This window comes from Paenibacillus sp. NN59 (assembly GCF_057597225.1).
In genome coordinates, this window is record NZ_CP199678.1 from 4,032,624 (window position 1) to 4,058,505 (window position 25,882).

Annotated in this window: 29 protein-coding genes; 1 reads left to right on the plus strand and 28 read right to left on the minus strand. The window is 46.3% G+C overall.

All coding sequences use genetic code 11. The annotated features are described in order from the left end of the window. Positions 1-66: 66 nt before the first annotated feature. From ACT89M_RS17655 to ACT89M_RS17730, 16 genes are all read right to left on the minus strand, one after another. Positions 67-597, minus strand: a complete 531-nt coding sequence (locus ACT89M_RS17655) for a DUF5590 domain-containing protein (RefSeq protein WP_154890598.1) — start codon at positions 595-597, stop codon at positions 67-69. 44 nt (positions 598-641) lie between these two features. Continuing rightward, positions 642-1,949: an amidohydrolase gene (locus tag ACT89M_RS17660; RefSeq protein WP_154890599.1), complete on the minus strand. Its 1,308-nt coding sequence runs from the start codon at positions 1,947-1,949 to the stop codon at positions 642-644. Further along, positions 1,933-2,589 (minus strand): redox-sensing transcriptional repressor Rex, encoded by a 657-nt coding sequence (locus tag ACT89M_RS17665; protein WP_154890600.1) that lies wholly within the window; start codon positions 2,587-2,589, stop codon positions 1,933-1,935. Before ACT89M_RS17665 ends, ACT89M_RS17660 begins: the two co-directional genes overlap by 17 nt. 218 nt (positions 2,590-2,807) lie before the next feature. Further along, the gene (gene dinG, locus ACT89M_RS17670) at positions 2,808-5,669 is read right to left on the minus strand and encodes an ATP-dependent DNA helicase DinG (RefSeq protein ID WP_154890601.1); all 2,862 of its coding nucleotides are present in this window, start codon (positions 5,667-5,669) and stop codon (positions 2,808-2,810) included. 200 nt (positions 5,670-5,869) lie between these two features. Then, positions 5,870-6,490, minus strand: coding sequence for a tetratricopeptide repeat protein (locus ACT89M_RS17675; protein ID WP_487344768.1), 621 nt, complete (start codon positions 6,488-6,490; stop codon positions 5,870-5,872). A gap of 116 nt (positions 6,491-6,606) precedes the next feature. After that, positions 6,607-6,990, minus strand: a complete 384-nt coding sequence (gene panD / locus ACT89M_RS17680) for an aspartate 1-decarboxylase (protein WP_090917154.1) — start codon at positions 6,988-6,990, stop codon at positions 6,607-6,609. Beyond that, on the minus strand, positions 6,983-7,885 hold the full coding sequence (panC, locus tag ACT89M_RS17685) for a pantoate--beta-alanine ligase (protein ID WP_090917156.1): 903 nt from the start codon (positions 7,883-7,885) through the stop codon (positions 6,983-6,985). Before panC ends, panD begins: the two co-directional genes overlap by 8 nt. After that, positions 7,885-8,757, minus strand: a complete 873-nt coding sequence (gene panB, locus ACT89M_RS17690; protein WP_154890603.1) for a 3-methyl-2-oxobutanoate hydroxymethyltransferase — start codon at positions 8,755-8,757, stop codon at positions 7,885-7,887. The genes panC and panB overlap by 1 nt, the downstream gene beginning before the upstream one ends. 353 nt (positions 8,758-9,110) lie before the next feature. Continuing rightward, on the minus strand, positions 9,111-10,088 hold the full coding sequence (locus ACT89M_RS17695; protein WP_154890604.1) for a biotin--[acetyl-CoA-carboxylase] ligase: 978 nt from the start codon (positions 10,086-10,088) through the stop codon (positions 9,111-9,113). Next, positions 10,075-11,373 (minus strand): CCA tRNA nucleotidyltransferase, encoded by a 1,299-nt coding sequence (locus tag ACT89M_RS17700; RefSeq protein ID WP_308723386.1) that lies wholly within the window; start codon positions 11,371-11,373, stop codon positions 10,075-10,077. Before ACT89M_RS17700 ends, ACT89M_RS17695 begins: the two co-directional genes overlap by 14 nt. Before the next feature lie 41 nt (positions 11,374-11,414). Further along, the gene (gene bshA / locus ACT89M_RS17705) at positions 11,415-12,575 is read right to left on the minus strand and encodes an N-acetyl-alpha-D-glucosaminyl L-malate synthase BshA (RefSeq protein ID WP_090917164.1); all 1,161 of its coding nucleotides are present in this window, start codon (positions 12,573-12,575) and stop codon (positions 11,415-11,417) included. Between the two features lie 339 nt (positions 12,576-12,914). After that, the gene (bshB1, locus tag ACT89M_RS17710; protein ID WP_090917166.1) at positions 12,915-13,604 is read right to left on the minus strand and encodes a bacillithiol biosynthesis deacetylase BshB1; all 690 of its coding nucleotides are present in this window, start codon (positions 13,602-13,604) and stop codon (positions 12,915-12,917) included. Further along, a complete protein-coding gene (gene mgsA / locus ACT89M_RS17715; protein WP_090917168.1) occupies positions 13,601-14,041 on the minus strand; it encodes a methylglyoxal synthase in 441 nt (146 codons plus the stop codon). The genes bshB1 and mgsA overlap by 4 nt, the downstream gene beginning before the upstream one ends. An 18-nt stretch (positions 14,042-14,059) precedes the next feature. Beyond that, entirely contained in the window at positions 14,060-14,863 is an 804-nt protein-coding gene (dapB, locus tag ACT89M_RS17720; RefSeq protein WP_090917170.1) for a 4-hydroxy-tetrahydrodipicolinate reductase, read from the minus strand. 100 nt (positions 14,864-14,963) lie between these two features. Further along, positions 14,964-15,488, minus strand: coding sequence for a tetratricopeptide repeat protein (locus ACT89M_RS17725; RefSeq protein ID WP_154890606.1), 525 nt, complete (start codon positions 15,486-15,488; stop codon positions 14,964-14,966). 50 nt (positions 15,489-15,538) lie between these two features. Further along, entirely contained in the window at positions 15,539-15,868 is a 330-nt protein-coding gene (locus tag ACT89M_RS17730; protein WP_090917174.1) for a nucleotide pyrophosphohydrolase, read from the minus strand. Between the two features lie 195 nt (positions 15,869-16,063). On the opposite strand from ACT89M_RS17730, the gene ACT89M_RS17735 reads away from it, so the two are divergent. Next, positions 16,064-16,933: a YitT family protein gene (locus ACT89M_RS17735; RefSeq protein WP_253493399.1), complete on the plus strand. Its 870-nt coding sequence runs from the start codon at positions 16,064-16,066 to the stop codon at positions 16,931-16,933. A 142-nt stretch (positions 16,934-17,075) separates the two neighbouring features. On the opposite strand, the gene ACT89M_RS17740 is transcribed toward ACT89M_RS17735, so the two are convergent. From ACT89M_RS17740 to ACT89M_RS17795, 12 genes are all read right to left on the minus strand, one after another. Further along, positions 17,076-17,945 (minus strand): sporulation protein YpjB, encoded by an 870-nt coding sequence (locus ACT89M_RS17740; RefSeq protein ID WP_308723387.1) that lies wholly within the window; start codon positions 17,943-17,945, stop codon positions 17,076-17,078. 66 nt (positions 17,946-18,011) lie between these two features. Then, positions 18,012-18,638, minus strand: a complete 627-nt coding sequence (locus tag ACT89M_RS17745) for a DUF1405 domain-containing protein (RefSeq protein ID WP_154890609.1) — start codon at positions 18,636-18,638, stop codon at positions 18,012-18,014. A 128-nt stretch (positions 18,639-18,766) separates the two neighbouring features. Beyond that, on the minus strand, positions 18,767-19,654 hold the full coding sequence (locus ACT89M_RS17750; protein ID WP_154890610.1) for a menaquinol-cytochrome c reductase cytochrome b/c subunit: 888 nt from the start codon (positions 19,652-19,654) through the stop codon (positions 18,767-18,769). 22 nt (positions 19,655-19,676) lie between these two features. Further along, positions 19,677-20,348, minus strand: coding sequence for a menaquinol-cytochrome c reductase cytochrome b subunit (gene qcrB, locus ACT89M_RS17755; RefSeq protein WP_017687726.1), 672 nt, complete (start codon positions 20,346-20,348; stop codon positions 19,677-19,679). Between the two features lie 15 nt (positions 20,349-20,363). Then, positions 20,364-20,906 (minus strand): QcrA and Rieske domain-containing protein, encoded by a 543-nt coding sequence (locus ACT89M_RS17760; RefSeq protein WP_090917182.1) that lies wholly within the window; start codon positions 20,904-20,906, stop codon positions 20,364-20,366. A gap of 193 nt (positions 20,907-21,099) precedes the next feature. Continuing rightward, positions 21,100-21,522 carry a DUF2487 family protein gene (locus tag ACT89M_RS17765; RefSeq protein WP_154890611.1) on the minus strand — a complete coding sequence of 141 codons (423 nt, stop codon included), beginning with the start codon at positions 21,520-21,522 and terminating at the stop codon, positions 21,100-21,102. Between the two features lie 174 nt (positions 21,523-21,696). Beyond that, positions 21,697-21,876, minus strand: a complete 180-nt coding sequence (locus tag ACT89M_RS17770; protein WP_090917186.1) for an IDEAL domain-containing protein — start codon at positions 21,874-21,876, stop codon at positions 21,697-21,699. A 23-nt stretch (positions 21,877-21,899) separates the two neighbouring features. Continuing rightward, the gene (locus ACT89M_RS17775) at positions 21,900-22,406 is read right to left on the minus strand and encodes a gamma carbonic anhydrase family protein (protein WP_090917188.1); all 507 of its coding nucleotides are present in this window, start codon (positions 22,404-22,406) and stop codon (positions 21,900-21,902) included. A 44-nt stretch (positions 22,407-22,450) separates the two neighbouring features. Then, a complete protein-coding gene (locus ACT89M_RS17780; protein WP_154890612.1) occupies positions 22,451-23,569 on the minus strand; it encodes a hypothetical protein in 1,119 nt (372 codons plus the stop codon). 235 nt (positions 23,570-23,804) lie between these two features. Next, positions 23,805-24,407 carry a histidine phosphatase family protein gene (locus ACT89M_RS17785; protein WP_308723398.1) on the minus strand — a complete coding sequence of 201 codons (603 nt, stop codon included), beginning with the start codon at positions 24,405-24,407 and terminating at the stop codon, positions 23,805-23,807. Between the two features lie 44 nt (positions 24,408-24,451). After that, positions 24,452-25,087 carry an anti-sigma factor family protein gene (locus tag ACT89M_RS17790; protein ID WP_090917192.1) on the minus strand — a complete coding sequence of 212 codons (636 nt, stop codon included), beginning with the start codon at positions 25,085-25,087 and terminating at the stop codon, positions 24,452-24,454. Beyond that, positions 25,084-25,677: an RNA polymerase sigma factor gene (locus tag ACT89M_RS17795; RefSeq protein WP_090917194.1), complete on the minus strand. Its 594-nt coding sequence runs from the start codon at positions 25,675-25,677 to the stop codon at positions 25,084-25,086. The genes ACT89M_RS17790 and ACT89M_RS17795 overlap by 4 nt, the downstream gene beginning before the upstream one ends. Positions 25,678-25,882: the final 205 nt, after the last annotated feature.

Here is a 25,882-nt window from a genome sequence, read left to right on the forward strand (position 1 = left end):
GTTATGTGCAACTATCTATGAATTGACCGTTTTATTCATCATCATAATGGAAGAAGAAGTATGAAGTCAGCTGTTCGGTAACGTATATACCAGATCGACTTGCTCTCCGTTGCTAAATCGGTAAAAGCGATAATAGTTATGCGTATCATCGTTATAGTACACTTGCCACACATAGATATTGTTCACAACACCTGGCATGATCCGTTTGATCTCACCGCCTGGAACGTCTGAGCTGAAACGGTTGCGAATCTGCGTTTCGGACATCCCGTTCTGCAATAACTCACTGTGCACACCTGCCGCGCCTTGTACAGGCTGATTATTATTATCAAACTTAACCCAAACCATAATGTCCTGATTATCTTTGTTTTTAGCTGTCATCGTCCAGTAAATGTTGTCAGCGCCAGTCTTTTCGCCCCACACGTACTTCCGCAGTTCATCAGGTGCTGTAATGCCCAGCTGGTTCTGTGCCGATTCAATCGCCAATGCTTCTTCCTGCCGCTGATCCTGCGTGACATAGACGTAATATCGCTGAAGTCCAATCAAGATCAGAACGAGAATGAGCAGCGATATCCATATCCACTTCTTTTTTTTCTTCAAGAGTTGAACTTCCTTTCCCTAAAAATGCGCATTGGAGTTGCCTCTTAACGCGCAAGCAATTGATCAAAGGCCAACTGGGATTCCCGCAAAATGCGCTCTTCATCCAGTGTTAAACATTCACCATGTTTTACGACTTGTTTGCCATCCACCCATACATGTTCCACATCTTTCGCCGAAGCCGAGTAGATGGCATGTGAAATCAAATCCGTGTGTGGATAGAAGTGAGCCTGTTCAATGTTGAGTGCAATAAAATCAGCCTTTTTACCAACTTGCAAAGCTCCAGTATCGTTCAGGAAGATGGACTTCGCACCGTAAGCTGTTCCAAGAAGCAACGCTTCCCCGGCAGGTACGGCGGTAGGATCACCGGATACTCCTTTATGAATTAAAGCTGCAAGTCTCATTTCCTCAAACATATCGAGATTGTTGTTACTTGCCGGTCCGTCTGTTCCCAAAGATACAGTAACTCCTGCTTTCAACAAAGCGGGAACACGAGCTACACCCGATGCAAGCTTCAAATTACTACCCGGATTATGGGATACAGCGACATCATGACGTGCCAAGATCTCGATCTCTTCATCGTTGAGATGCACAGCATGCGCTACGAGTGAAGGACGTGAGAAAAAGCCATGCTTCTCCAAATGTGCCACTGGACGCATGCCATAATCTGATACATTCTGCTCCACTTCACGAAGCGTCTCTGACATGTGCGTATGGAGAGGCAGGTTTAGATCATGCGCAACTTGAACAAGCTTCTCTATGTAATCTGGAGGGCATGTGTAAGGCGCGTGCGGAGAGATTACGGTTGTGATGCGTCCATCCGCCTGTCCATTCCATTCACGAGCAAATGCTGCGGACTCTTCCAGCTTTCTCATCTGCTCTTCTTCCGAACACAGTCCAATGACACCGCGAGCCAGCGCAGCTCTAGCTCCTGACTGTTCAACCACTTTTGCTACCTGATCCATGTGGTCATACATGTCCAGGAAAGCTGTTGTTCCGCCTTTTAACATCTCAAGCACCGAAAGGGATGCTCCCCAATACACGTCCTCAGAAGTCATTTTGGCTTCCATTGGCCACATTTTTTCTTGTAACCACACTTGTAATGCCAGGTCATCACCATGACCTCGAAGCAGAGACATTGCCGCATGACCATGCGTATTGATCAGACCCGGCAGGAAGAGCAGTCCTTTTCCATCCACTTTAGGCAGGTTCTCGTCACCATCCGGCAGCGTCTCACCAATATGCACAATCTTGTCATTTTCAACGACCATATACCCTTGAATCACAGTCCAATTGGCACCTTCTTTTACAGCAAATTTACCATTTTGGATTACCCATTTATTCGTTGTTGTCATCAAGCTCATCTTCCTTCCCGTTCTCCAAATAATAAGCCAAACTGAGCAAATCCGTTGTAAAGTCTGCATGATGAATCCGCACATGTGAAGGCGTTTTTAGAATCGTTGGCGCAAAATTCAGAATCGCCTCAATGCCCGATTGAATCAGTTGATCGGCAACATTCTGAGCTTCCGTGTCCGGCACCGTGATGATCCCGATACGAATGTTATCTTTCTGAACCGCTTCTGTAAGTTCTTCCATAGGTTTGACCGTCAGGCTATTAATTTTACTGCCAATCTTTGGCCCAAACGCATCAAAAATAGCGACAATTTTCATATTGTCCTTCAAATAAGCATTATAATTCGATAAGGCATGTCCGAGATTACCGGCCCCTACCAGAGCCACATTAATTTGCTGATCAATTTTCAAAATGTGACGAATCTTCTCGATCAGGTAAGACACATCATACCCGATTCCTTTACGACCAAAATCACCGAAATAAGCTAAATCTTTACGGATTTGAGCTGGATTCAAATCCAGTCGCTGTCCTAGCTCCTGCGAGGAAACCGTTGTCACCTCACGCTGAACCAACTCGTTTAAATAACGCAAATATACAGGCAGACGCCGTACTACCGCTTCTGATATTTTATCCGATTTCATCCTTGCTCCCCCTTACCATCGCCACGATTAAATAAATATTGAAAAGATGAGCATTCTGTATACATGCAATATCCATGCATGATGTCCTCATACAGAATGCCCGAATTATTAGGAATATAAGTTCATTAAAGCGCTGCCCTGTTCGAACTTTGTGAAGTCTTCTTCAAAGTTTAACGCCATGGTGAAGTCCAATGCAATGTTATAGCTTTACATCGTAATTATTTTTGAGTTTCTGCAGGTCGATCTAACCATTCAGCAATACGGGGAACCATCTGTTCTGTCAGCATATGCTCCATCTTTGGTCCCGGTAGCGAATACAGGAAGTACTTGCCGTAATAAGCTTCAATTACACGCGTATCATACACAATGACGATTCCGCGATCTTTGCCTGTCCGAACAAGCCTGCCGAACCCCTGCTTGAAGCGAATGACGGCCTGCGGCACAGAAAGCTTCATAAATGGATTTTTCTTCTGCTCTTGCAACAGTTCACTCTTCGCTTCCAGAAGCGGATGGTTAGGCGGCTGGAAAGGCAGTCTCACAATCGCAAGACAGGTCAGCGCTTCACCCGGAATATCCACGCCCTCCCAGAAGCTACTCGTACCCAGCAGGACTGCTGCTTTGGCATCTTGGAAGCGTCGGGTCAACTTCGAACGATTCCCGCTGTCAACACCTTGCCCCAGTAGCGAGATGTCATTCCCGGACAAAGCCTCTTTCAGTGATTCATAGACTTGTCGAAGCATTTTATAAGAGGTAAACAGCACCATCATACGTCCTTGAGTTGCAATCGCCGTCTCAGCAAGAGAGTGCACCAGCATCTGTACAAAGTGCGCGTCCCCTACGCTCCCCTTCAGACTCGGGAAATCCCGCGGGATTACTAACAAAGCTTGTTCCCGATAATTGAATGGGGAAGGTAGCACCGAGGTCAGAAGCCGATTATTGTCGGCAGCTTCCTGCAAACCCAGTTGCTCAATCATGAACTGGAATGACTTATCCACCGACAGCGTAGCCGATGTAAGAACAACGCTTTTCTTTTTATCGAAAAACATCTCTTTCAATTGTGCGCTCACATCCACCGGAACAGCGTATAGCTGGAGTGACTTGCTACGGAACTGTCCGCTGGCCTCCATCCAGTACACGGTCTTGGCATCATCCATACGCATGAAGAATCTTAAATTCTCCTTCATCGTCGTCAGATCTTTCAAGAGCCCGGTGATATCAGTGATCAGACTGTCGGACTGATAATCATCCTGATCTTCTTTTACTTCGAGCAACAGTTTGTCACCCTTACGAACCAAATCACCCAATGTCACATAGATCTGGTTCTCCAAATCCTGCAACTCCTGCCACTTGGCAGGCTTCTGAGACGCTTTAAGCCGCAGCGAGAACTGTCCGGTCTCCCCTGGAGAAGCATCACTCCGTTCAGGCAAAAGACCAAACAGAGCATCGCTCAGACGATCCCACATTTCCTTCACTTCCACGGCGAGAGGAAACATCTGATCCACCATTGAACCCCACTGTACACCGTTCTCGTGCCCTGACAACTGAGAGCGAAGCATGGGAAGCTGACCATTACGACTATCTTTGAACAAACGGGTCAGTGTGTGTACGAGCGTAAAATACTTCATGTGAAGCCCCAAATGTTTACCCGCTACATCTTCAAGATGGTGCGCTTCATCAATGACCAGACTTTCATAAGCTGGCAACAGCTGATGAGCAGCCTTCACGTCTGTAAACAGTTTGGAGTGATTGGTAATCACAATATCAGAAAGTCCCGCCTCATGTTTCGCACGATGATAGAAGCACTTGCGGAACCACGGACAGGATCTACCGAGACAAGACTCGGACTCGCTCTGCACCGTTTCCCAGAAATCTCCTCCGCGTGCACTGAGGTTCAATTCTTCATCGTCACCCGTTTCGGTTTGTGTGAGCCACACAATCATCTGTGCTGCCGTGAAGTAGTCCTCTTTCGGCGTAGCAAATTCACGTTTGTTGATTTTGTGCTCGAATTTGCGTAGACAGAGATAATGGCCTCTCCCCTTGAACACGGAAGCTTTGAACGGAAAAGGAACTACCTGCGTCAGCATCGGAATATCCCGTTCGCGCAGTTGTTCTTGCAAGTTAATGGTGTGAGTGCTTACCATCACCTTCTGTTCTTGTTTTACACTTTCATAAATAGCAGGTAACAAATATCCCAGGGATTTCCCTGTTCCCGTTCCGGCTTCCAGCAAAAGATGTTTCTCTTCATCCAGTGCCTGCCGTACGCTGCCAAACATCTGTGTCTGTGCTTCACGCTCTTCATAATGATCCAGTGTCTCTTTGAGGTTGGCGCGCACCTGATCCATAAACTGATCAAAGGTCACACCGTCCAGCGGATTCGCTTCTCTTTCATCCCGAGGAGCTCCAATTTCCGTCCAGTCACTAACGTTAAGCGCCAGCTGACGGTAATAGGTATGCCCATCCAGGTCCTGAATCGGTTCTGCTTCCTTCTCCGCACGTAGTCCGTCGAAAAACCATCCCAGATCACTGTCTTCTGGTGCAAACAGGTCGCTAAGCCGCTGAATTGTAATTAACGGCAGCTCTCTAAGTTCATCGAGACATTTGAGCAAAACATGAGCTGTTGCCAGTGCATCACTGTCAGCCTGATGAGGCCGGTCATGTTCAAATCCAAATTCGGCTGATACATAACCAAGCTGGTATGAACCCAGCGACGGAAAAGTTATTTTCAAGAAATCAATCGTATCCAGAATACGACCTGTAAACGGTAAATATCCACATCGATCAAGTGCATTCTGTAAAAAATGAAAATCGAATGCTACGTTATGGCCCACCAGAACCACATCGTCAAGAAGCGGTACCATCTCCATCATCATCTCTTCAAGAGATGGAGCATCCGCGACATCTTCTTCTGTAATTCCGGTCAACCCAGTGATGAATGGCGGAATTGGAACACCCGGATTTACATAAGAACTATATATTTGAGTTATGCTGAAGTCATGGTCTATGATGGCAAGTCCGGCCTGTATGATCTCACCGTCGGACTGCGTGCCGGTTGTTTCGAAATCCAAAACGGCAAATTTCATTGCAATATACGATCCCTTCCATTCCAGTCTATGTTACAGCATAGCAAAAAAAAGGACATTTGAAAATTAACTGACAAAAAAGCGGTGTTTCCGCCGCTATGTCAAAGGAGGAAACACCGTTCTTTTGTTGCCACATGTCTTTTTCAATTCAGGGCAATTTGGGCATGTCTTGAAACAGACTGAAGTGCAAGTGCAGATTTTCAGACACACCCTAGCTGGTTTGCGAATTGCAGTTTACCTCTGTTCAGCCTGCAAACTTCCATGTTGTACAGAGGTTCGGTCAACGTCGGGTCATACTGAAGGGCCTGTGCGAACAGGGAGCATGCTGCTTCTGGATTGGAGAGCTTCGCTTGGATACAGCCCAGAGCATTACATACAAGGCCTTTGAGTCTTGCTGATCCCTTAAGTAGCATAATTTGCTGTAAATGGGTTTCAGACTCATAAATCTGCTCCAGACTTAAGTGTGCGAGTGCCAGATAAAAACGGGCTAAGGCACTATCCGGGTAATCGTTCACAACCCGTAAGAATTGATCAATAGCCTGCGGATACATTTGTAGCTTAAAATATCCTTGGCCGCGGCTGAAGCATTCAAGATGAAGTTCAGGCAAAGCTGTCACTGCTTCCTGCTCCGGCTCAAGTGAAGCCGGTTTGTCCAGCTCCCTTTCCCGAATCTGACTCATCTTTTCTTCAAACATTAGCCATTCATCCAGCATCCCGTCACTCATTCGTTTGAGCAAATTCCATTTTTGTTGCAGCTCCTGTTTGTTCAGACCTTCAGCGGAAGGATAGCTCTTGATAATTTCATCTAACATGTCGTTCATTTCGGCGAAAACATGCTGGAACATCGATGCATCCCCACCCTTGGAAAATGAATTAGTGCAGTGACCTGTACTCATTTTTTGCTGGATGGGCCGATTTCATTCCCCTTCCCAGTCGATTACAAGATCGTGGCGTGAACTTCTTTCTTCATCGTCTGAACCGGTTTGTTCTGACTGTCCACAAACACCACAGTAGGTTTATGCGTATTCGCTTCTTCCTGTGACATCATGGCATAAGAAATGATAATGACTGTATCTCCAGGCTGTACAAGACGAGCGGCAGCACCGTTCAGACAGATGACGCCACTGCCGCGAGGTCCTGGAATTACATAAGTCTCCAGCCTTGCTCCGTTGTTATTGTTCACAATTTGCACTTTTTCATTTTCCATTAAATCCGAAGTTTCCATAAGGTCTTCATCAATGGTAATGCTACCCACATAGTTCAAGTTGGCTTCCGTTACCGTAGCACGGTGAATCTTGGATTTCATTAGAGTTCTAAACATGGGACAGCACCTCCATTTTTTGAATACGTATATTATCAATCAATCTTGTTTTCCCAAATTTCACGGCTAGTGCAATTAGCAGATCATCATATGCATTCAATTCCTCTTGGTCTGCAAGAGGCTCCAGACTTGGAAAAGCCTGAATCTCGGCATAATCAATGACAGCATGCGCAGATTTGCCAATATGTTCATGAAGCAGACGACGAATGTCTTTCGCTGTAACGGCTGTTCCAATCTCCACCGACTCCTGTGCGGCTCGCAGTGCCTGAGACAAGACCAAAGCTTCCTGACGTAGCTCTGCGCTCAAATAGACATTACGGGAGCTGAGCGCCAAACCGTCCTGCTCACGAACAATAGGACAAGGGATAATGTCCACTGGCATATTCAGATCATGTACCATTTGCTCAATAACGGCCACCTGCTGTGCATCCTTCATCCCAAAAAAGGCTTTCTGCGGTTGCACGATGTTAAACAGCTTCGATACTACGGTAGTCACTCCGTTAAAATGTCCTGGCCGGGATGCGCCACATAAGCGCTCTGTAATCCCGGATACTGCAATCGTCGTTTGCGTCGGCTGGGGATACATCTCTTCCACCGAGGGAATAAATACGATATCTACCCCTTCAGCACGAGCCGTTTCAAGATCGCGCTGTTCATCCCGCGGATAACTTTCAAAGTCTTCATTCGGGCCAAACTGTATCGGATTAACAAAGATGCTTAGAACAACGATGTGGCTCTGTTCTCTCGCTGCTTTCATCAGACTGGCATGGCCTTGATGAAGGTATCCCATGGTGGGCACCAGTCCAACGATCGTTTCTTCGGAATGGATCGCTTGCTTTTTTCGCATCAAGCTTAGTTCCCGTCTTAACTCTGTGATCGTGCGTATGACTTTCATCAGCGAATTTCCACCTTTTCTTTACGTTGTCCATACAATCCATCCAGCACGCCATCCGCTGCACTGAAAACATGCTCTTCGGCCGGGAAGGAGCGATCTTTCACTTCTTTTACATACGTTTCAATACTGCTGCGAATCACACTTCCTACATCACCATAGGTTTTGACAAATCGTTTAGGCGTGTATGGTGAAGCATATTGAACCACATCATGAAAAACGAGCACTTGACCGTCACATCCCCGCCCTGCACCAATGCCAATGGTCGGGATCGACAATTCCTTCGAGATTGCCTCGGCCACTTCTTCCGTCACGAGCTCGAGCACGATGCCGAAAGCCCCTGCGGCTTCAAGCGCTTTGGCTTCATCCATCAGACGTCTGGCATCTGCTGCATCCTTGCCCTGAATCCGGTAACCACCGATCTGATTCACCGATTGTGGTGTCAATCCAATATGTCCGAGCACAGGCACACCTGCTTGCACAACAGCCTTGACTGTCTCTGCAATCTCAATGCCGCCTTCCATTTTGACCGCATGAGCATGACCTTCCTGCATCAACCGGCGAACACCTCTCAATGTTTCATCAACGCTACCGTGATACGTCATAAAAGGCATATCTGTAACGATAAACGTGTGTTCCGCTCCACGCACAACCGACCGAGTGTGGTAGACCATATCATCAATCGTGACTGGCAAAGTTGAGTTATAACCAAGGACAACATTACCTAGAGAGTCGCCCACTAAAATCATGTCAATGCCGGCTTCTTCGGCGAGCAGAGCAGTTGGATAGTCATAAGCTGTAATCATGCTAAGCGGGATGCCGTCTTGCTTGTATTTTTTCATCTTCACAATGTTTAATGCTTGTTTGTTTGCCATTTGTCTTGTACCCCTCTCACCTTTTCAATTAAACGCAACAAAAAAACCTTTTAGTTTTCCACTAAAAAGTCCCGAAAAGTCAAAAAAGAGTCACTTGCGATCGTCCCTTCTGTCTCGGTCCTCTTCGGCTCAGAGCAGAATCCAACAACACATTTGTTCTTATTCCATTTTTTCCTTGCTATTGCTGTCCTACTTGTCTACGTAAAACGCATCAAGCAGAACTAAGGTTAATGCTCATCGGAGTGCAGCTCGGTCTTTACAGCCCGATACCGCCTCACGAAAACAGTATACCAAAGTTCTGCTCAAAGTTCACGTCTTATGTTCGAGATCATTCAAGAGTTTTCGACAAAATATCAGCTTTTCCAAGTCACTTCGCCAGATATGATCAGTTCGCGTACCCCATCCTGCTTCTCAACTACCAGTGCTCCCGAAGAGTCCAGCCCTACAGCTGTTCCCTCAATCACACCGTGAGGATTGGTAACAGTCACCTTTCGATTTAACGAAACGGACAACGCTTCCCATAGTGAAGATATAACTCCAAATCCCTCTTTTTGATATAAAAAATAAAGATGTTCCATTTCCGTTAAAATAGCGGCTGCCAGCCCCGTCCGATCAATAGCTTGCCCTGTTTCAATCTGAATCGAGGTGGCAATCTGTTGCAAGTCTTCCGGATAATCCTGAGAATCGAAATTTACATCTACGCCAATGCCCGCAATGCAATATCGAACCTGATGATCTTCCACCGCAGATTCAAGTAAAATGCCACATATCTTACGGTCATTAATCAACAAGTCATTCGGCCATTTGATGCCAGCCTCTGCACCAGTATAAGCTCGAATCGCTCGACATACAGCTACACCAGTCATAAGGGTAAGCTGGGGCGTATGTTGCAACGGTAATTCGGGGCGTAGCAGCACGCTCATCCAGATCCCTTTTCCAGGAGGGGAGAACCACTTGCGGCCGAAACGCCCCCTGCCGCCAGTCTGTTCTTCAGCGAAAACCACCGCCCCCTCACTCTCGCCCTCTTCTGCCAGCTTAAGAACATCAGCCTGTGTAGATGACGTTGAGGACAGCATGATCGCTTTACGGCCAAATGTCGTCGTCTTCAGAGCAAGTTGGAGAGCTGTCTCATCAATGCTTTCGGGTCTCGTGACCAGACGGTACCCTTTACGGGAAACGGCTTCAAACTCATAACCCATCTCCCGTAATTTATTGACATGTTTCCATACGGCGGTTCGGCTGATGGACAGATGCCGGCTAATCTCCTCGCCCGACACAAACTGTCCGTCAGCATGAAGTAACATATGTAATAAGTCCTCATGCTTGGTCATTCGCAGCCACCCGTTTCACTTCAGCACTTAGTGTTTCATACTGATTCTTTATATTTCCAATCGCCGTTTCCCTGAGCAGATGTTTCATGAGTTGTCCGAGCCAAGGTCCACCTTTGCGCTCCACTAATTGCAACACCTGTTCACCGGTGATTTCGAGTTCTTTTATTGCGTGGACTGGCATGGATCGGCTCCAGTCTGCCGCGAGAGTTTGAACTTTAACGAGTCGATCATGTGTCTGTTCAGAACCTTCACGCCACTGTTTCGGCAATTGCTCTTGCAAGAGCAGCCAGTCGTTAGCCGCCTGAGCACCACAATGGAGTACGGACACAATCCAGTTTTCCCGCAGCCCTTGATCATCTTCGCAATGCTCCACAAAATCAGTCACCAGTTGCTCCATCTGAAGCACACCCGTAATTCGAACACGTTGTTCATTGGAAAATGTCCACAGCCGCAATAACTTGTCTGCTTCTCCCCGGTTGTATCCACCAGCCAGCAACACACATGACCATCGGAGCAACACATGTTCTCCTGCCAAATGTTGCAAGCCAGTTAACAAATCTTTATTGAACCTGGAAGAATCCACTGGTGCTTTGACATACTCTAGCGCTCTGCTGCGAAATAACAATTCCAATCCCTTGAGCGGATGAGGACCTGCCATCATTTTTACCATCTCGGTACGAACCCGTTCCATCGCAATATGCCGGAGCAGTTCGCGTTGATCAACGAGTCCCTTCCAAGTATTGTACGCAATCCTGAAATTAAAGACGGAAGCGAACCGAACGCAGCGCAACATACGCAGAGCATCCTCACCAAAACGCTCAACCGCCAGGCCTACACAACGCACAAGCTCTTGTTTAATATCAACTTGTCCGCCAAAAGGATCCACTATAGCTCCCTTCACGTCCATTGCAAGAGCATTCATGGTGAAATCACGCCGCTCTAAATCTTCCTTGATATCCTGAACAAACTGCACTGCTGCAGGCCTGCGATTATCCTGATATTCCGACTCTGTCCGAAAGGTCGTCACTTCAAAGTAATAACCGCCAGAGCGGACCGTCACAGTTCCATGCTGTAATCCCGTAGGAATACAATCATCAAAGAGAGCCATAACTTGCTCGGGAGAAGCAGAGGTCGTAATGTCCATGTCGTCCACGGCACGCCCCAATATTTCATCCCGAACACAGCCGCCAACCCAATAAGCCTCGAAGCCATGTTCATTTAATCGAGTAAGGACATTCTCACTTTGTTTTGCCATTTCATCATCTGCTTGTGTCCATTGAACCACCACATATCACCTCTTCTCTTGCCAGTTGTGGTTTCCCACACTTAACCGCAAACGGGATTGAGACTGGGGATTTCTCTTCCAAGCACACGATAATATATCTTTTCATATTCCTGCCGAATGGAGTCATTGCAGAAATCATGATGTGCACGATGAAGGCAAGCCTCCCTGATATCGGCAGCCAAACGCTCATTCGTTAGAAGACGAATCGCATTCTCAGCCATAGATTGGGTATCCCCGATCGGAGAGAGGAATCCTGTCTTCCCATGCAGTACTAGTTCCGGAATACCGCCAGCCTGCGAACCAATCGTAGGCACACCACATGCCATCGCTTCAAGTGCTACCAGACCAAAGCTCTCTTTCTCGGATGGAAGCATTAAAATGTCGGCCATTGATATCACCTGAGCCACATCATCCTGTCTGCCCAGGAAATGAACCTTTTCACTCAAGCCCAGTTCTTTAATTTTACACTGAATTTTGGGCAAGTCTGGGCCTTCACCCACAAACAACAACTTCGCGGGAACCTGCTCCTGAACTTGACGGAATACTTCCACTACGTCTTGTGTTCGCTTGACTGGACGAAAGTTCGAGATGTGCATCAGTATTTTTTCATGAGGGGCAGCATAATCACGTCGCAGACTCGCTGCATCTCTTGGATAATAAACACGTTTATCAATAAAATTATAGGTCAGGTCAATCGGACGCTGAATATCCAGTAGTTCAACCGTCTCCCGAATCAAATCCTGAGAAACAGCTGTTACCGCATCACTTTCATTGATCGCAAGACGGATCAGATCTTTCAACGATTCATCCTGAGCAAGTACCGTAATATCCGTCCCATGCAGGGTTGTAACCACTTTCAGATTGTCTCCGACCATCTGTTTGGCTAGAAATGCACATACCGCATGCGGTACAGCATAATGCACATGTAGCAAGTCTAGCTGTTGAGCCTTTGCCACCTGAGCCATCTTGGTTGCTAAAGACAGGTCATACGGAGGATACCGAAACACGTAATAATCGTTAACCTCTACTTCATGATAAAAGATATTCTTCTGAAACTTTCCTAATCTGAACGGAATGCTGTTCGCAATAAAATGAACCTGATGTCCCTGTTCGGCCAGCAATTTGCCGAGTTCCGTTGCGACAACCCCGGATCCTCCGAGGGACGGATAACAGGTGATTCCGATTTTTAGCTTTTGATCCATCGGGTTGGACGCTCCTTTGATCTCCCGCATATTGCAGGTTGATATCATGCAACGGAAATTAATTGATGTCATGATTTGTTTATGGTCTGTTTATATAACTAGACCTATTATAATTCACACGTCCACTCCGATGACAGAATTACCTGCCAATCGCTGTTATCCCCAGATTTTTTGGATTCCCTTTTACTAAAAGGGGAAAATCCGGTGATAAGCCTATGCTTACAAAGTAGATCTCTTTCAGGAAGCTTTTAGGCGAGCGCTTCGCTTTTTCAGGTATTTTCTGTCCTCTCCGTTCAAGTGTGAATATATGGTTCTATCTATATACAGAGGTAGCGCCGTTTAGACGCCAAACTGTTTCACTACATAAGGCGTTATCGTTGCAAATCCTTCTGCAAACGGGATTAAGCTACGTTGTCCAAGTAAGGAATCACGTGCCCTCACTCGTTCGATATAACCTTGATTCAGCGGTGTAGATACGATACCTGCACCCTGCTCGAACTGAGATCGATAACAGCGAAGCGAGGCTTCCTTTTGTTCATAGTGTTCCGTAATATCCACAATCAAATCCGTAGGACCGATATCGTTGATAAAGTAAAAATAAGTTTCCTTCACTTGTACAGCTGGCATGTCCGGCATATAATTTCGAAGCTTCGCGTTAAATACCGCTTCTTGCACGAGTTTGCTACACATAATATGATCGGGATGCCGATCCTCCCAGTAAGGTGCAAAAACAATTCGAGGTGCATGTCTGCGAATCTCAGCGGTAACCGCTTCTACATGTTCTGGTGTAACATACAGCCCCCGGTCAGGTAATTCGAGATTTGTTCGACACGAAAGACCGAGGACGCGTGAGGCTTGCTCCGCTTCCTCGGTTCTGCGCTCCACGGTGCCATTGGAGGACATCTCGGCACGAGTCAGGTCACATACGCCTACCTTTAACCCGGCAGCCGTATGTTTCGCAATCGTTCCAGCCATGCCAATCTCGGCATCGTCCGCATGTGCACCGAAGATAAGAATATCTAGACTCATTGAGAGTCACCCGTATTCAATCCAGCGTCCGGCTTGTACTTATGTACGAGTTCCCTCCAAGCAAAATCACCACGGTCAAGAGCTTTAACAAGGATCTCGGCTGTTGCAATATTGGTAGCCAGTGGAATGCCCTGAACATCGCACAGGCGAAGCAGTGCATTAATGTCCGGCTCATGGGGCTGTGCCATTAATGGATCACGAAGGAAAATGATCAGATCCATCTCGTTTTGTGCAACCAACGCTCCGATCTGTTGGTCTCCCCCAAGCGGCCCTGATTCAAAACGATGAATCTGCAGGGATGTACCTTCCATAATACGAAGACCTGTCGTACCTGTTGAATATAATTGATGGTCTGTAAACACAGGCTCATAGGCCGTAACGAAGTTTACCATTTCTTCTTTTTTACGATCGTGGGCAATAAATGCGATTTTCAACATGACAATCTTCAATCTCCTTTAGTCGATAAAGTGGTCAAAGCCGTAAACGAGTCCTGTATATTCCATCACCTTTTGTACACCGATCTTGACTCCCGGCATATAACCAGCACGCTCATATGAATCATGACGAATTTTCAGCGACTGTCCGTAATCGCCAAATACAACTTCCTGCTGTGCGAATACACCTGGCAAACGCACGCTGTGAATGCGGAATCCGTTATAATATCCACCACGTGCACCCTCAATCGTTTCTTCTTCGTTCGGATTGCCTTGACGAATTTCTTCACGATTGGCTGCAATCAATTCAGCTGTTTTGATCGCTGTTCCTGATGGTGCATCCAGCTTCTGATCGCCATGGTATTCAATGATCTCTACGTTAGGCATATGTTTGGCTGCCTGTGCTGCAAAACGCATCATAAGAATGGCTCCAATCGAGAAGTTAGGCGCGATCAGTCCGCCAATACCTTTCTCCTGGCATTGCTTGTCCAACTGTTCAATCTGCTCCGGCGTAAAGCCGGTAACACCCATGACGGGTCTTACGCCATGGCGGATAGCAATCTCTGTATGAGCAAAAGCAAATTGAGGCACTGTAAAGTCAACCATGACCTGTGGTTTGGTTTCAGCAAAAGCCATCTCGATATCATCGGTTACCAATACGCCACACTCTGGCAGTCCTACCAGCGTTCCTGCATCCGTGCCTGCTCCGGAGCGATTGACAGCGGCAGCAAGTTCCAAATCCGGGTCTTGCAGTACCAGTTTCACAACTTCACGACCCATTCGTCCAGCCGCTCCGATCACGGCAACTCTTATCACTTCACTCATCTTGGCTGCATCTCCTTCACTATGTTAGTTCATCTAGTCGTGTTAACCCATGCATCTCATCCAGTCTGTATTTATTATAACACTCGACTGTGAATATCAATTACTGCATCGATTTCAACCGTTGCTTCGTTTGTTGTAACATCTGATACAACTGCCCGTTCTGCGGATCAAGCACAATTGCATCCTGTAACACCTGAAGGGCACTTTCGTATTCGTTCAGATCGCTGTGAGCAAGAGCCAGCATCACATGTGCCTCCACAGACAGTGGATCCAGCCTAATCGCTTCTTTAAGAAGTTGGGAAGCCTCGACATATGGCTTGCTTGATTCTGTTCCAGCCTGCTCAAGCAGTAATTTGGCTCTAACTGTAAGTTGCTTCGCTTCAAGTGTCTGCAGATGAAGCACATATTCTTCGGCACCTTCGGATAGTTCCACCGCCTTGCGGGCATATTCAAGTGCAGGAAGCAAATGTTTGCTTCGGGCGTGCGTTATGGAACAGCGATAATATAACTCGGCATGCTCCGGGTGAGCATGAATAGCCGCTTCGAACCAGCGAATGGCTTGCTCAAAATCATTTTGCAATATACAGCGGTAAGCCTGCTGCATATAATCTTCCGGTTTCATCATCAAGCTGACCCTCCCCGTGCGGGTGATGGTACAGCATATGTAATCTACGCCTAATCGGTGTTTTTTGGAGTCCACCGATTTGCGTCGCGGGTATTAAATTTATGCATAACTTTGTCATGCGCTTCAGCCAGATCAATACCGAGCGAGTTTGCAAAGCAGATAGTGATAAATAAAATATCACCAAGCTCAAGTTCAATTGAATTGGCAGCTTCGGAAGCTTTCTTCGGTTTCTCTCCGAACTCGTGATTCACTTCACGGGCAAGCTCTCCAACCTCTTCAGACATCCGGGCCAGCATGGCCAGAGGACTGAAATATCCCTCTTTGAATTGAGAAATATAGAGGTCAACCTCACGCTGCATTTCTGCCATACTTTTCTCCATGAGAGCAGGTTCTCCTTCTATTCTGATGTCGTGTTTGTTCCTAATAATATCAGTTATTGATGTTTACTTCCACCATCCTACGGTACAAATCATGATTAATGTCCGGCATAATCATTTTTAAAGACTATAGAAACAGGTATACTAAGATGGGAATGATGACTTCCTCATTCTAATTCAAGTACAGAGAGGGATCTTATGAGCACTACCAAAACGTGGATTCAACTAAAACTTGTACTCCCAATACTGTTGGGTACAGCTTTATACGCCTTTGGGCTTCTTTATTTTATTATCCCCAATCAGTTGATGGAGGGCGGACTTACCGGGGTTACCGTGCTGATTAACTATGCCTTCGGGGTTTCCCCGTCCCTTACCACTCTTATTTTAAATGTTCCGTTATTTCTGATTGGGCTTAAAGTGCTCGGTAGCAGACAGATGATTTATACCGGAGTCGGGATTGGGGCGTTGACCTTATTTCTGTGGCTGTTTGAGAAAATGATTCATCAAGGCTGGATTGAACCGTTACATACCGAGAATGATCTTCTCTTGGCCGCATTATATGCAGGGGTTACCTTGGGAGCCGGGCTTGGCATCGTGTTCCGCTGGGGCGGTACGACAGGTGGTTCCGACATTATCGCGCGTATCCTGAATCGAAAATATGGGTGGAGTATGGGACGAGTGCTGTTAGGTATCGACTTTGTGATCATTGGCCTTTCCCTCATTTACATTCCCAAGGAAAAAATTCTGTATACACTCGTCGCTGTGTTTATTGCATCGAAGGTTATCGATTTCATTCAGGAAGGTGCCTATTCAGCCCGTGCATTTATGATCATCAGCGATTATGCTCCCGAGATTGCCGATCAAATCACCAAAGATATGGATCGCGGCGTTACGCTCATTCCAGCCATCGGCGCTTACTCGAAACAAGCAAAGCATATGGCCTACTGTGTTATTTCCAGGCAAGAATTTCGCAGGTTACAAACGATTGTACGTTCCATTGATCCCAGGGCATTTGTCATTATCAGTGATGTACACGATGTGCATGGGGAAGGTTTTAAAGAAAGCTGAGACTTTATTTTTACGATAGTAAATATGCAAAAAAAGAAACCTCTTCCCACAGCAAGACGTCAGTCTATCGGCTGTCTTTGTGGTAAGAGGTTTTCGTTGTTCATTTTATGATACATCTATCATGATAAATAGGGAAAAATGACTAGCGGCGATATGTAAAAATATCCTGTTGCTCGGCACGATACTTACGGTACCCCGCATAACTCAGCGTAGCAACAATGACAGAACTAATTATTAGCCCTGCTGCCCGGCGGTCTGGCCCTTGTACATAGGGCACAAAGGCACTCTCATCCTTTTCACGTCCAAACAGTTGATTGACTAACTCCTCTCCATGTTCGGTCATGCTACGGAGCTGTGATCGATCAGACTGCTTTGCATGTGTCAGTCCTTTGAGATGGGATAACCAAGCATCCATTTGAGCGATCTGATACGGCTCAAGCCGAATGATCGCCGCTGGACGGATCGTTTCATAGTGCTCTTCAAGAACACTAAAGCGATTAGTCAGAATCGTTGCACTGTTGTTCTGATTAGCTGCCAGTGATAACGCATCGAGATCATTCTTCACAATTTTATAATATTGGAGCCAGAGCGGTTTAGCCGGATTGGCCAGACTGTCCGTAGCAAGTCTGAGTTTGGCTGAAGCTTGCTGAAGCAAATGTCTATCCCCTTTGAATTTAGCTGTAGCCTCCTTGACTTCTACCACCGTTTCGGACAACGCATGAATTCCCTCAACAGAGGTTTGACCCTCAAACGAGACATGCGCCAGACTATTCCCGATACGAGTAACGCTGGCACGTACTTCCTCCATGTTATTTTCAAGCACCTTGCGATATAGTACAGTAGCCTCTTCATTCAATTGTGCAATGGTATAAGTTGAGGAAACTTCCTGATTCACATTTGGTTTGAATTCACCACTTTGCGCGGATACCCTGTACGAAGCATTGGTCCAAAGCAGCAGAGCCATGAGTGATACCGTCAACCATCCCGCTAGACTCCTGAATGTTCTCTTCATGGACATCCCTCCCATCATCAATGTATGGCGAGGGATGGCTGGTTAGAACAAGCTAAGCTGGTATACTCAGGCTCTTTTGGCCTGCTTTAACGCAAGCCAAGCCGCAAGAATGCTCGCGATGGTCAACGTGACTGTAAAATTACGAACAGCCTGTACATGTTGGTACAGCGTTGCAGGCAACCACGGGTAAATATCGTATGTATAATCCATCGTATCATTCAACAATGTCCAGAGACCTGCCACAATCAATGACAACCAGCGGAAGCCGAAGAAGCGTACATATATCAGTGCTTCAATTGCCATGGCACTATGGGAAGCGATCAGCATCCAGTCCTGCCAGTGCTGTGCTCCTCCTTGAGACCAGCCAGCAAAAATGATAGATACAGCCCATACGCCATATTTAACAGAGGTAACTACAGCGAGTGCCTGGATAATATGTCCAATTCGTTGCAGGACTGCCGACTTTACAGGATACAGTACCCACAACAGCGCTAATGTAAAAAACAAGCTTGCTGTTGGGCTATCTGGCACAAATACGATCTGCCATACTGGCTGGTGGGCAAGAGTCCATTTCATTTGTTCACCATACCAGATATACCCGTAAACCGTACCAAGCGCATTACACCAGAACAAAAGCCACAGGAAATACCGATTGGTTAAAAACTCCCTGCTCCAAAAAAACGATAAAGCCACGACCACTGCACCTTCTTCCTTCACTCATTCTTGACACTTCATCTCGATTACCGAATTTCAGATATTATCAAAATAGACTTCAAAAAAACCTGACCGCATAACGATCAGGTTTTTTCATTAATTCGATTTTACTGTTCTGCCTTCTGTTTCGCAAGCCATTCGGCTAGATGAGTGATTTCGTCATCGGTAACACCCTGGGCTATAGCTTGGTCATACATTGGAGGCATTCCATTGTAGCCCTCTTTAATAATCGTCACAATCTCTTCTTGACTGTGCTTGTCACCGACGCCACGAAGAGAAGGTGCGTTGCCTTGGCCTTTCATATCGGTTGCGTGACAGCCAATACATCCAGCCTTTTTGTACGTTTCCATCGCAGAATCGTCCTTGTCAACAATCGCGACTTCCTCCTGCTGCTGTCCCGGTGCATTAGAAGTAGGCAAGCCCTGTTCATGTTTCTCCAGAGCCTCTTCCTCCCGCTGAATATGCTCCGGCTTCTGTCCTGACGCTTCAAGCTCGTGCTTGTAGTGTGTCCACGCTACGTTTGTCAGATAGAATACCGAGATAACGGACAGTAACATTAAAGCTGAGGCAATTGGACGTTTGTAGAAACGACGCTCTTTCCCCGTATCCAGGAAAGGAGCCAGCAGCAGAGCTCCGAATGCGACACCGCTGACACCCAGTACACCCAGCAGGACATAATCTCCAGATGCATAAGGATATTTCAAATACTGATACAGGAAAAGAAAGTACCAGTCTGGCATCGGGATAACCGATGCACTTGGATTAGCCGGATAACCGAGAGGTGCAGGTTCCGAGATGGTCAACACGAGAATGCCGACCAGAACAACAACCCCGACCATCCACTCTTTGAGCAAGAAGTTAGGAATAAATGCTTCCGATTTGCCGGGATATGCCGTGTAATCAGGTGGAGTAATGAACCCCGACCCTTTGCGGACGCGTGAATCACCGACAAAGATAACTTTTTCCTCATCATTGCCCTTGTGCCCGTGAGCCATTACGTTTCCTCCCTTCTTTGGTTTATAGTGGTCCCGAAATGCCCTGTCTGCGGATCATGATAAAGTGTCCGACCAGAAGCACCAGAAGCACCGCAGGGAGGAAGAAGACGTGCAATGCGAAGAATCGTGTCAATGTCTGTGCACCAACGATGGTTCCTCCTTGCAGGAATTCTTTGATAATTGGTCCAAGCCAAGGTACGGTGTTGGCAATCTCCAGCGTTACTTTTGTTGCAAAATACGCTTTGTTATCCCAAGGCAACAAATATCCTGTCAGACCGAGACCGAGCATGACGAAGAAAATCAACATGCCGACAACCCAGTTCATTTCACGCGGAGCCTTGTATGAGCCTGTAAAGAATACACGCATCGTATGTAGGAACATCATGACGATAACCAAACTGGCCCCCCAATGGTGCATACCGCGTACAATCTGACCAAAAGCTACTTTCGTCTGCAAATACTCAACACTTGCATACGCGTTAATAATATCTGGAACGTAGTACATCGTCAGGAACATACCTGACAGAATCTGAATAACTGTAATAAAGAACGTTAATCCGCCAAAACAGTATACGAATGCGGAAAAGTGATGCGCCGGGTTTACATGCTCTGGCACTTCATGATCCGCAACGTCCCGCCATATTGGCGTGATGTCAAGACGCTCGTCAATCCAGTCATAGACATTTTTAAACATCTGCGTTCACGCCTCCTATTTCACTCGGGTGTTCGGAACAATCTCGCCCAGATAAACCCAGCCTTGTTCCTCCTTAACCACATATTCATCCAATGGTTTCGGGGCTACGGCAAGATTCTTCCCTTCCTTGTCATAGTGCGCGCCGTGACATGGGCAATGGTACTCATTCGGGTAGTTTTTGTCACTGTTCCATCCCACTGTACATCCCAAATGCTTACAGATGGGTGAAAGCGCATAAATTTTCCCTTGCTCGTCCTTGCGAATCCAGGCCACCAACGAAGCATTACTCAAATACCAGCCATCCTGTTGTTTCAGTTCGAACGTAAATTCTTGAGGTTCATTTGTAATTTTGCTGATCTCAGCCACTTTGACAGAGGTTCCTTCTCCCTTGTGTTGCAAAATCGGGTCCACCGCAAAACGGACCATAGGAAGAATTGCACCGGCGGCCATGTAGGCTGTAGCTCCACCAAGCGTATACGTCAAAAACTGCCTGCGCGACATTTCCAATTTGCTTGGCGGTTTCATCGAGGCTTCGTGCTGGTCATGCTCACTGCTCATACTGTCTCCAACCCCCTTTTTCAGCCAACTCTCTCAATCGTTTTCATTATCATAAATTCCACGACTTACTAGAACATACATAATCATATAGTAGCCCTAGAACACCGTCAAGAATTTGTCACACATTTTTAAGGTTCAATTGTAAGCGTTGTTAAAAAACTGTTGGAAATTTGTCACATTTGTCATCAAGATGTCACCTTTTCCATAGGTCTCGAATGCATTCCCCGACATGTCGGGCAATTGTCCCTTCTTCGAGTTGCCCTGCTAGATCCTTTTGACTCAAAAGTAAATCCGCGGCTGGAATGTCCATCTCCACAAATGATCCATCTGCTGACATAATTACCACATACTTAAATCCAGAAGCTTTGAGTTCAGTCGACAAAGTATTTAATGTCATTGACATTTGCGAACTTGCGTAATGATAGGCTGGGTACGTCATAATTCTCCCTTTAAAAGGAATCTCCACCGTATCTAGAAAATCTCTCAGCCGTTCCAGCGCTTCAGTCGCTTCAACCGGTGACTGTTTGCCGCTCATAGCCGTGAACGGAACAAGGCAGGTATCCAGATAGAGTTGCAGTTCAGCCCAGCTGTCTTGATTCATCTCACTGAATTTCAATTCCCTATATCCCCTTCCTATCCATTTTATTCCCATATTATATATGAGCATATGTTATAAAGCCAGATATTCATTCAATTTTTAGGTTTATATAAAAAAATATTAAAAAAAGGAATGCGCGGTTGCGCATTCCTTTTTATCCACTATTCATTTAAATGGTTCTATATTGATCCGTTAATTGATCGTCCTCAGTTCATCCGTCAGACTCCGGAAAGCTACTTCGTCTCCGGTAGCTAACGCTTTGTCGATTTCCAAATAAAGCTTTTCACTCTTCTGTTTGCGAAGCGCCTCGTCCCAAACCATCTCAGCCGCCAGCCCCAACATGACTTCATACGTAACTTTCATTTTATCCAATAGGATGCACCTCCAAAACGGATTTAAGAGCTCCTATATTCTCTTCCTTTGATTACATAACCCAGTGAAGTTCTCGACATCCGCTGCAGATCAGCTTCAGTCAATTCACGAATCACTTTGGCAGGTGTCCCCAAAGCGAGAGTATAGGGCGGAATTTTACTATTTTCAGTTACTACAGAACCGGCTCCAATCAGTGAGTACTCACCGATTTCGCCACCATTGAGTACAATGGCTCCCATACCGATCAATGCCCCTGTTCCGATGGTACAACCATGAATGATTGCAGCATGTCCTACGGAGACATCATCTCCCAGAATAAGAGGTTGGTCGGTGTTTACATGTCCTACAGCATTATCTTGAATATTGCATCGCTTTCCAATAATAATAGGTGCCAAATCGGCCCGCAGAACTGCATTGAACCAAACGGTAGAATCTTCGTCCATTTGCAGATCACCTATTAATTTTGAACCCTCCGCCATATATATGGAAGGGTGTAGCACTGGCTTTATACCTTTGTATGGAATTATCATTCGTATCACTCCTTAATTTGGGAGTGATTGTAGCAACTTGTCCTTCACTTGTCAAACACAATAGGTGCAACATCAGCAGAGATGGAGCGGCAAGATGATGCGAGCTTTAATCCCCAAGCCGTCATCTGCACAACTCTTCCTTGTTCGTGCTCACCTGCACGAATCAAGCCTAGATGCATCATCATTTTAATGATCCGCTTATCATAGATATCTTCAGCGGTGTCATAGTAAAACGGCTGGATAAACGGGCCAATTTGCTGAAAAAGAGATTCCCTTGTAGACCAATTCTCGGCACATTCGCCTGTCCAGTACACAATCGAGGACAGATTTGGAACAGCACCTTTATAAAGTCTTAACCAAAACCGAAACAGCTGTATCATTTCGGCTGTTTTCTCGGCCCCCAGCTTCTCTTCACCAGACCCTGTCAGCCTAAGACACCCCTGCTCTTCACGAATCAATCGGTGATGAAACGCATAATCATACACCAATGCGAATCGATCCGGATAATCCTTGAACGAACGACCATATCCGAAGCGCCAACCGGCTTTGCCTACCAGTTCCTCAGAGATGTGCAGATGCTCCATAAGTTGCTGCTGTGAGCGTCGATACATCATGCCTTCGGCATTCACAGCGATCTCATGTCGTTGCACAAATTTCAGGAACAACTTCAGATCTTCTGCCATCAGATGATATTCTTCTCGATACATGGCCGGTTCTGTTGTTTTGACTATACCTGCTCGTAAATGGGTAGATAATACATCTCTGAACCTCAGTTTCAAATCTTTAGGCACTTGATAGAGATATCTGGTCTGTTGTGTAGTCCCATTGAACAGCCAGCCGCTTTTGGTAAAGCGAACAATGAGATCACGCGGACTCGAGCCTGCCTCACTCTCCTTTTTGTCCATCGATTGACGGGCTATGGCGATGAGCTCCTCCATACCATAAAATTGGCGGGGGTCAAATAACAGGTTGTTCAGAAACCGTTGATCGGCCTGGTTCAATTGACGTATCTGTTGCTCAAAGAAAGGTTTACTACCCAATGTTGTGAGGATGCTCTGGATGAGTTCATGTTTGGAATTAGGCTTGCATTCACATTGATAGTAGTCTGCTATTCGATTAAGCTGGCCAATATCAGCAAAAGTCAGCATGTCTGCTAGATTCATGGATCCATCGCCTCACCCGTTCACTGCTTTAGGTTGCTGATCTGGCCTTCAACAGTGTGGTTTTGTAAACATGGTTGACGGATTCTCCACAATCTAAACCTCTTCTTGCCATTTTTTTTGTTTTATCTCATCTTATGCCTCAAAACAATCAATCAGAAGAGAAACAGTAGAGTTTATCCGCAGTCCTGTATAATCTCTTAAATGTAGATGGTATAAAAAAAACAACCTGAGCTTATCACTCAGATTGTTTGGCGGTATCCATAGACAGATGTTGTGTGCAATTATATAAGAGTGGAGTCCAGTCATCTTCATGTTCTTTCTCCAGAATGGTCAGCGACAGATTGCCAATGCGTTCGGTGTATTTATCCTGATATAACGCCGTTAACAGGTTAGCAAGAAAAGCACCATGCGTTACAATCAGTACATTTTCTTTCGAGTGAGCAGACCATAAATCGTCCAAAAAAGCCAGCGCACGTACTTGAATATCCTCGATGTGCTCTTGCCCCAGATCAAGTGTATCCCAGGATTTCCCCCAACGCGCAACCCGTTCATCCGAAGTAAGGCCCTCAACCTGACCAAATGCTCGTTCTTTCAATCGTGCGTCCGGTTCAAGCATAGGTACATCCAGCATCCGTGAAAGAATCTTTCCCGTTTCCTGCGCCCTTGATAAACCACTCGTCACAATAAAATCCCACTGGTAGCCCTCAGACTGCAGACGTCTACCAAGGCATTCAGCCTGCTTACGTCCTTCCTCATTCAAAGGAATATCCGTCTGCCCCTGTATGCGGCCAGCCGCATTCCAATCTGTCAGACCATGACGAACAAGTCCGATCCGCACATTCATCCCTCATTTCTCCACACAGCGAACGCCAGGTTAGAAACCTACGCACCCACACCTTGTTTACGTTTAGTTGTTGATCGATGCATACGTCCAAGTGAAAACAAAGCCATTCCTATGGCAAGCAGAGACAATGCCATCCAGTATTGAGGATACGCAGGTCCCATACTTACAACAAAAGGTTCAATGATACTCCCTTTATTCGCTCCAGGGATGTCATACTTATATAATCCCGAAGATGAAGATGTACTTCCAGCAACCCCAGTCTCAAGGATGCCTGTTGTAATTACATTGGACTTCTCAGCTTCTGAAACCTCCGGCTTGAACATCGCCATGTACAGAAAGCTGCATAAAAAAATAGCCAGGAACGCCGCAATCCACAAAGACATATGTTTACGGATTGCCGCAGAGAATCGATTAACCTTTGCCTCTTCTGGTAATAGCCATGGAGACTCCGCGTAAATCCGGTCCATTACGTTTCGGTTGACCCTCTCTGCCTGTTGCTCTGTCACTGGAACCGGGATGCTGTGCAGCAACATCTGGGCTTCCTCCCAGACTTCAAACTGCTCCGAACAATCTTCACAACCAGCGAGATGTGCTTGAAAAGCAATTCGCTGAGGATGAGATTCCGGTAAGTCCCAGACCAATGCAAACAGTTCCTGGGCTTCATTGCAATTCATCGGTTCTTCATCCCTTCATATGGCTCGTACATCGGCTCGAAGAAATAAGGCTCCAACTGTGTTTTTACGCTTGATCTTGCCCTGAATAACAGCGATTTAACAGAACTAACGCTCTGCCCCAAAATACCTGCAATTTCCTGATAGTCGAGCTGATCATACTCACGGAGTATAATCGCAGAACGTTGCTTCTCTGGTAGATTGTTAATCGCATCTCTAACCAGCATCACCCGCTCGCTACGCAGTACAGCATGCTCAGGAGCGTTCTCCATAGGAGCAACAGGAACTACGCCGCTCTCTTCAAGCGGAACATTCCCACTACGCTGCTTACGAAGCTCACTCAATACCGTATTTCTAGCAATGGTATACAGCCAAGTGGAGAATGAAGCATCCACCTCACGGAAAGAGTGTAAACTGCGGAACGCCTTGTAGAATGTCTCAGAACAGAGATCTTCCGCAAGCAGCTCCATATTGGAACTTTTCAACATATGATATACGAAAGCCAGTATTTTACGCTGATAACGACTCATCAGCTCGGAATATAACTCAACGTTACCTTCCTTGATCTCTCGAATCAACTGGGAATCCGTCATTTGAGTGCGACCCCTCCTCGCCCATCCATGTGCTTCTCCCCGTTCGACTCTATCCATGTATTACCGAACAGGCGTAAAAAAGTTGCGGTTCAACCGCATAAAAAAAGCGTCCAGCACCGTTTTCGGCCCTTCCGCCAAATTCCCCTATGTAATGGCAATTTCCCCAACGTTTCTACATAACAGTAACATTGTACAACGGTCTGCA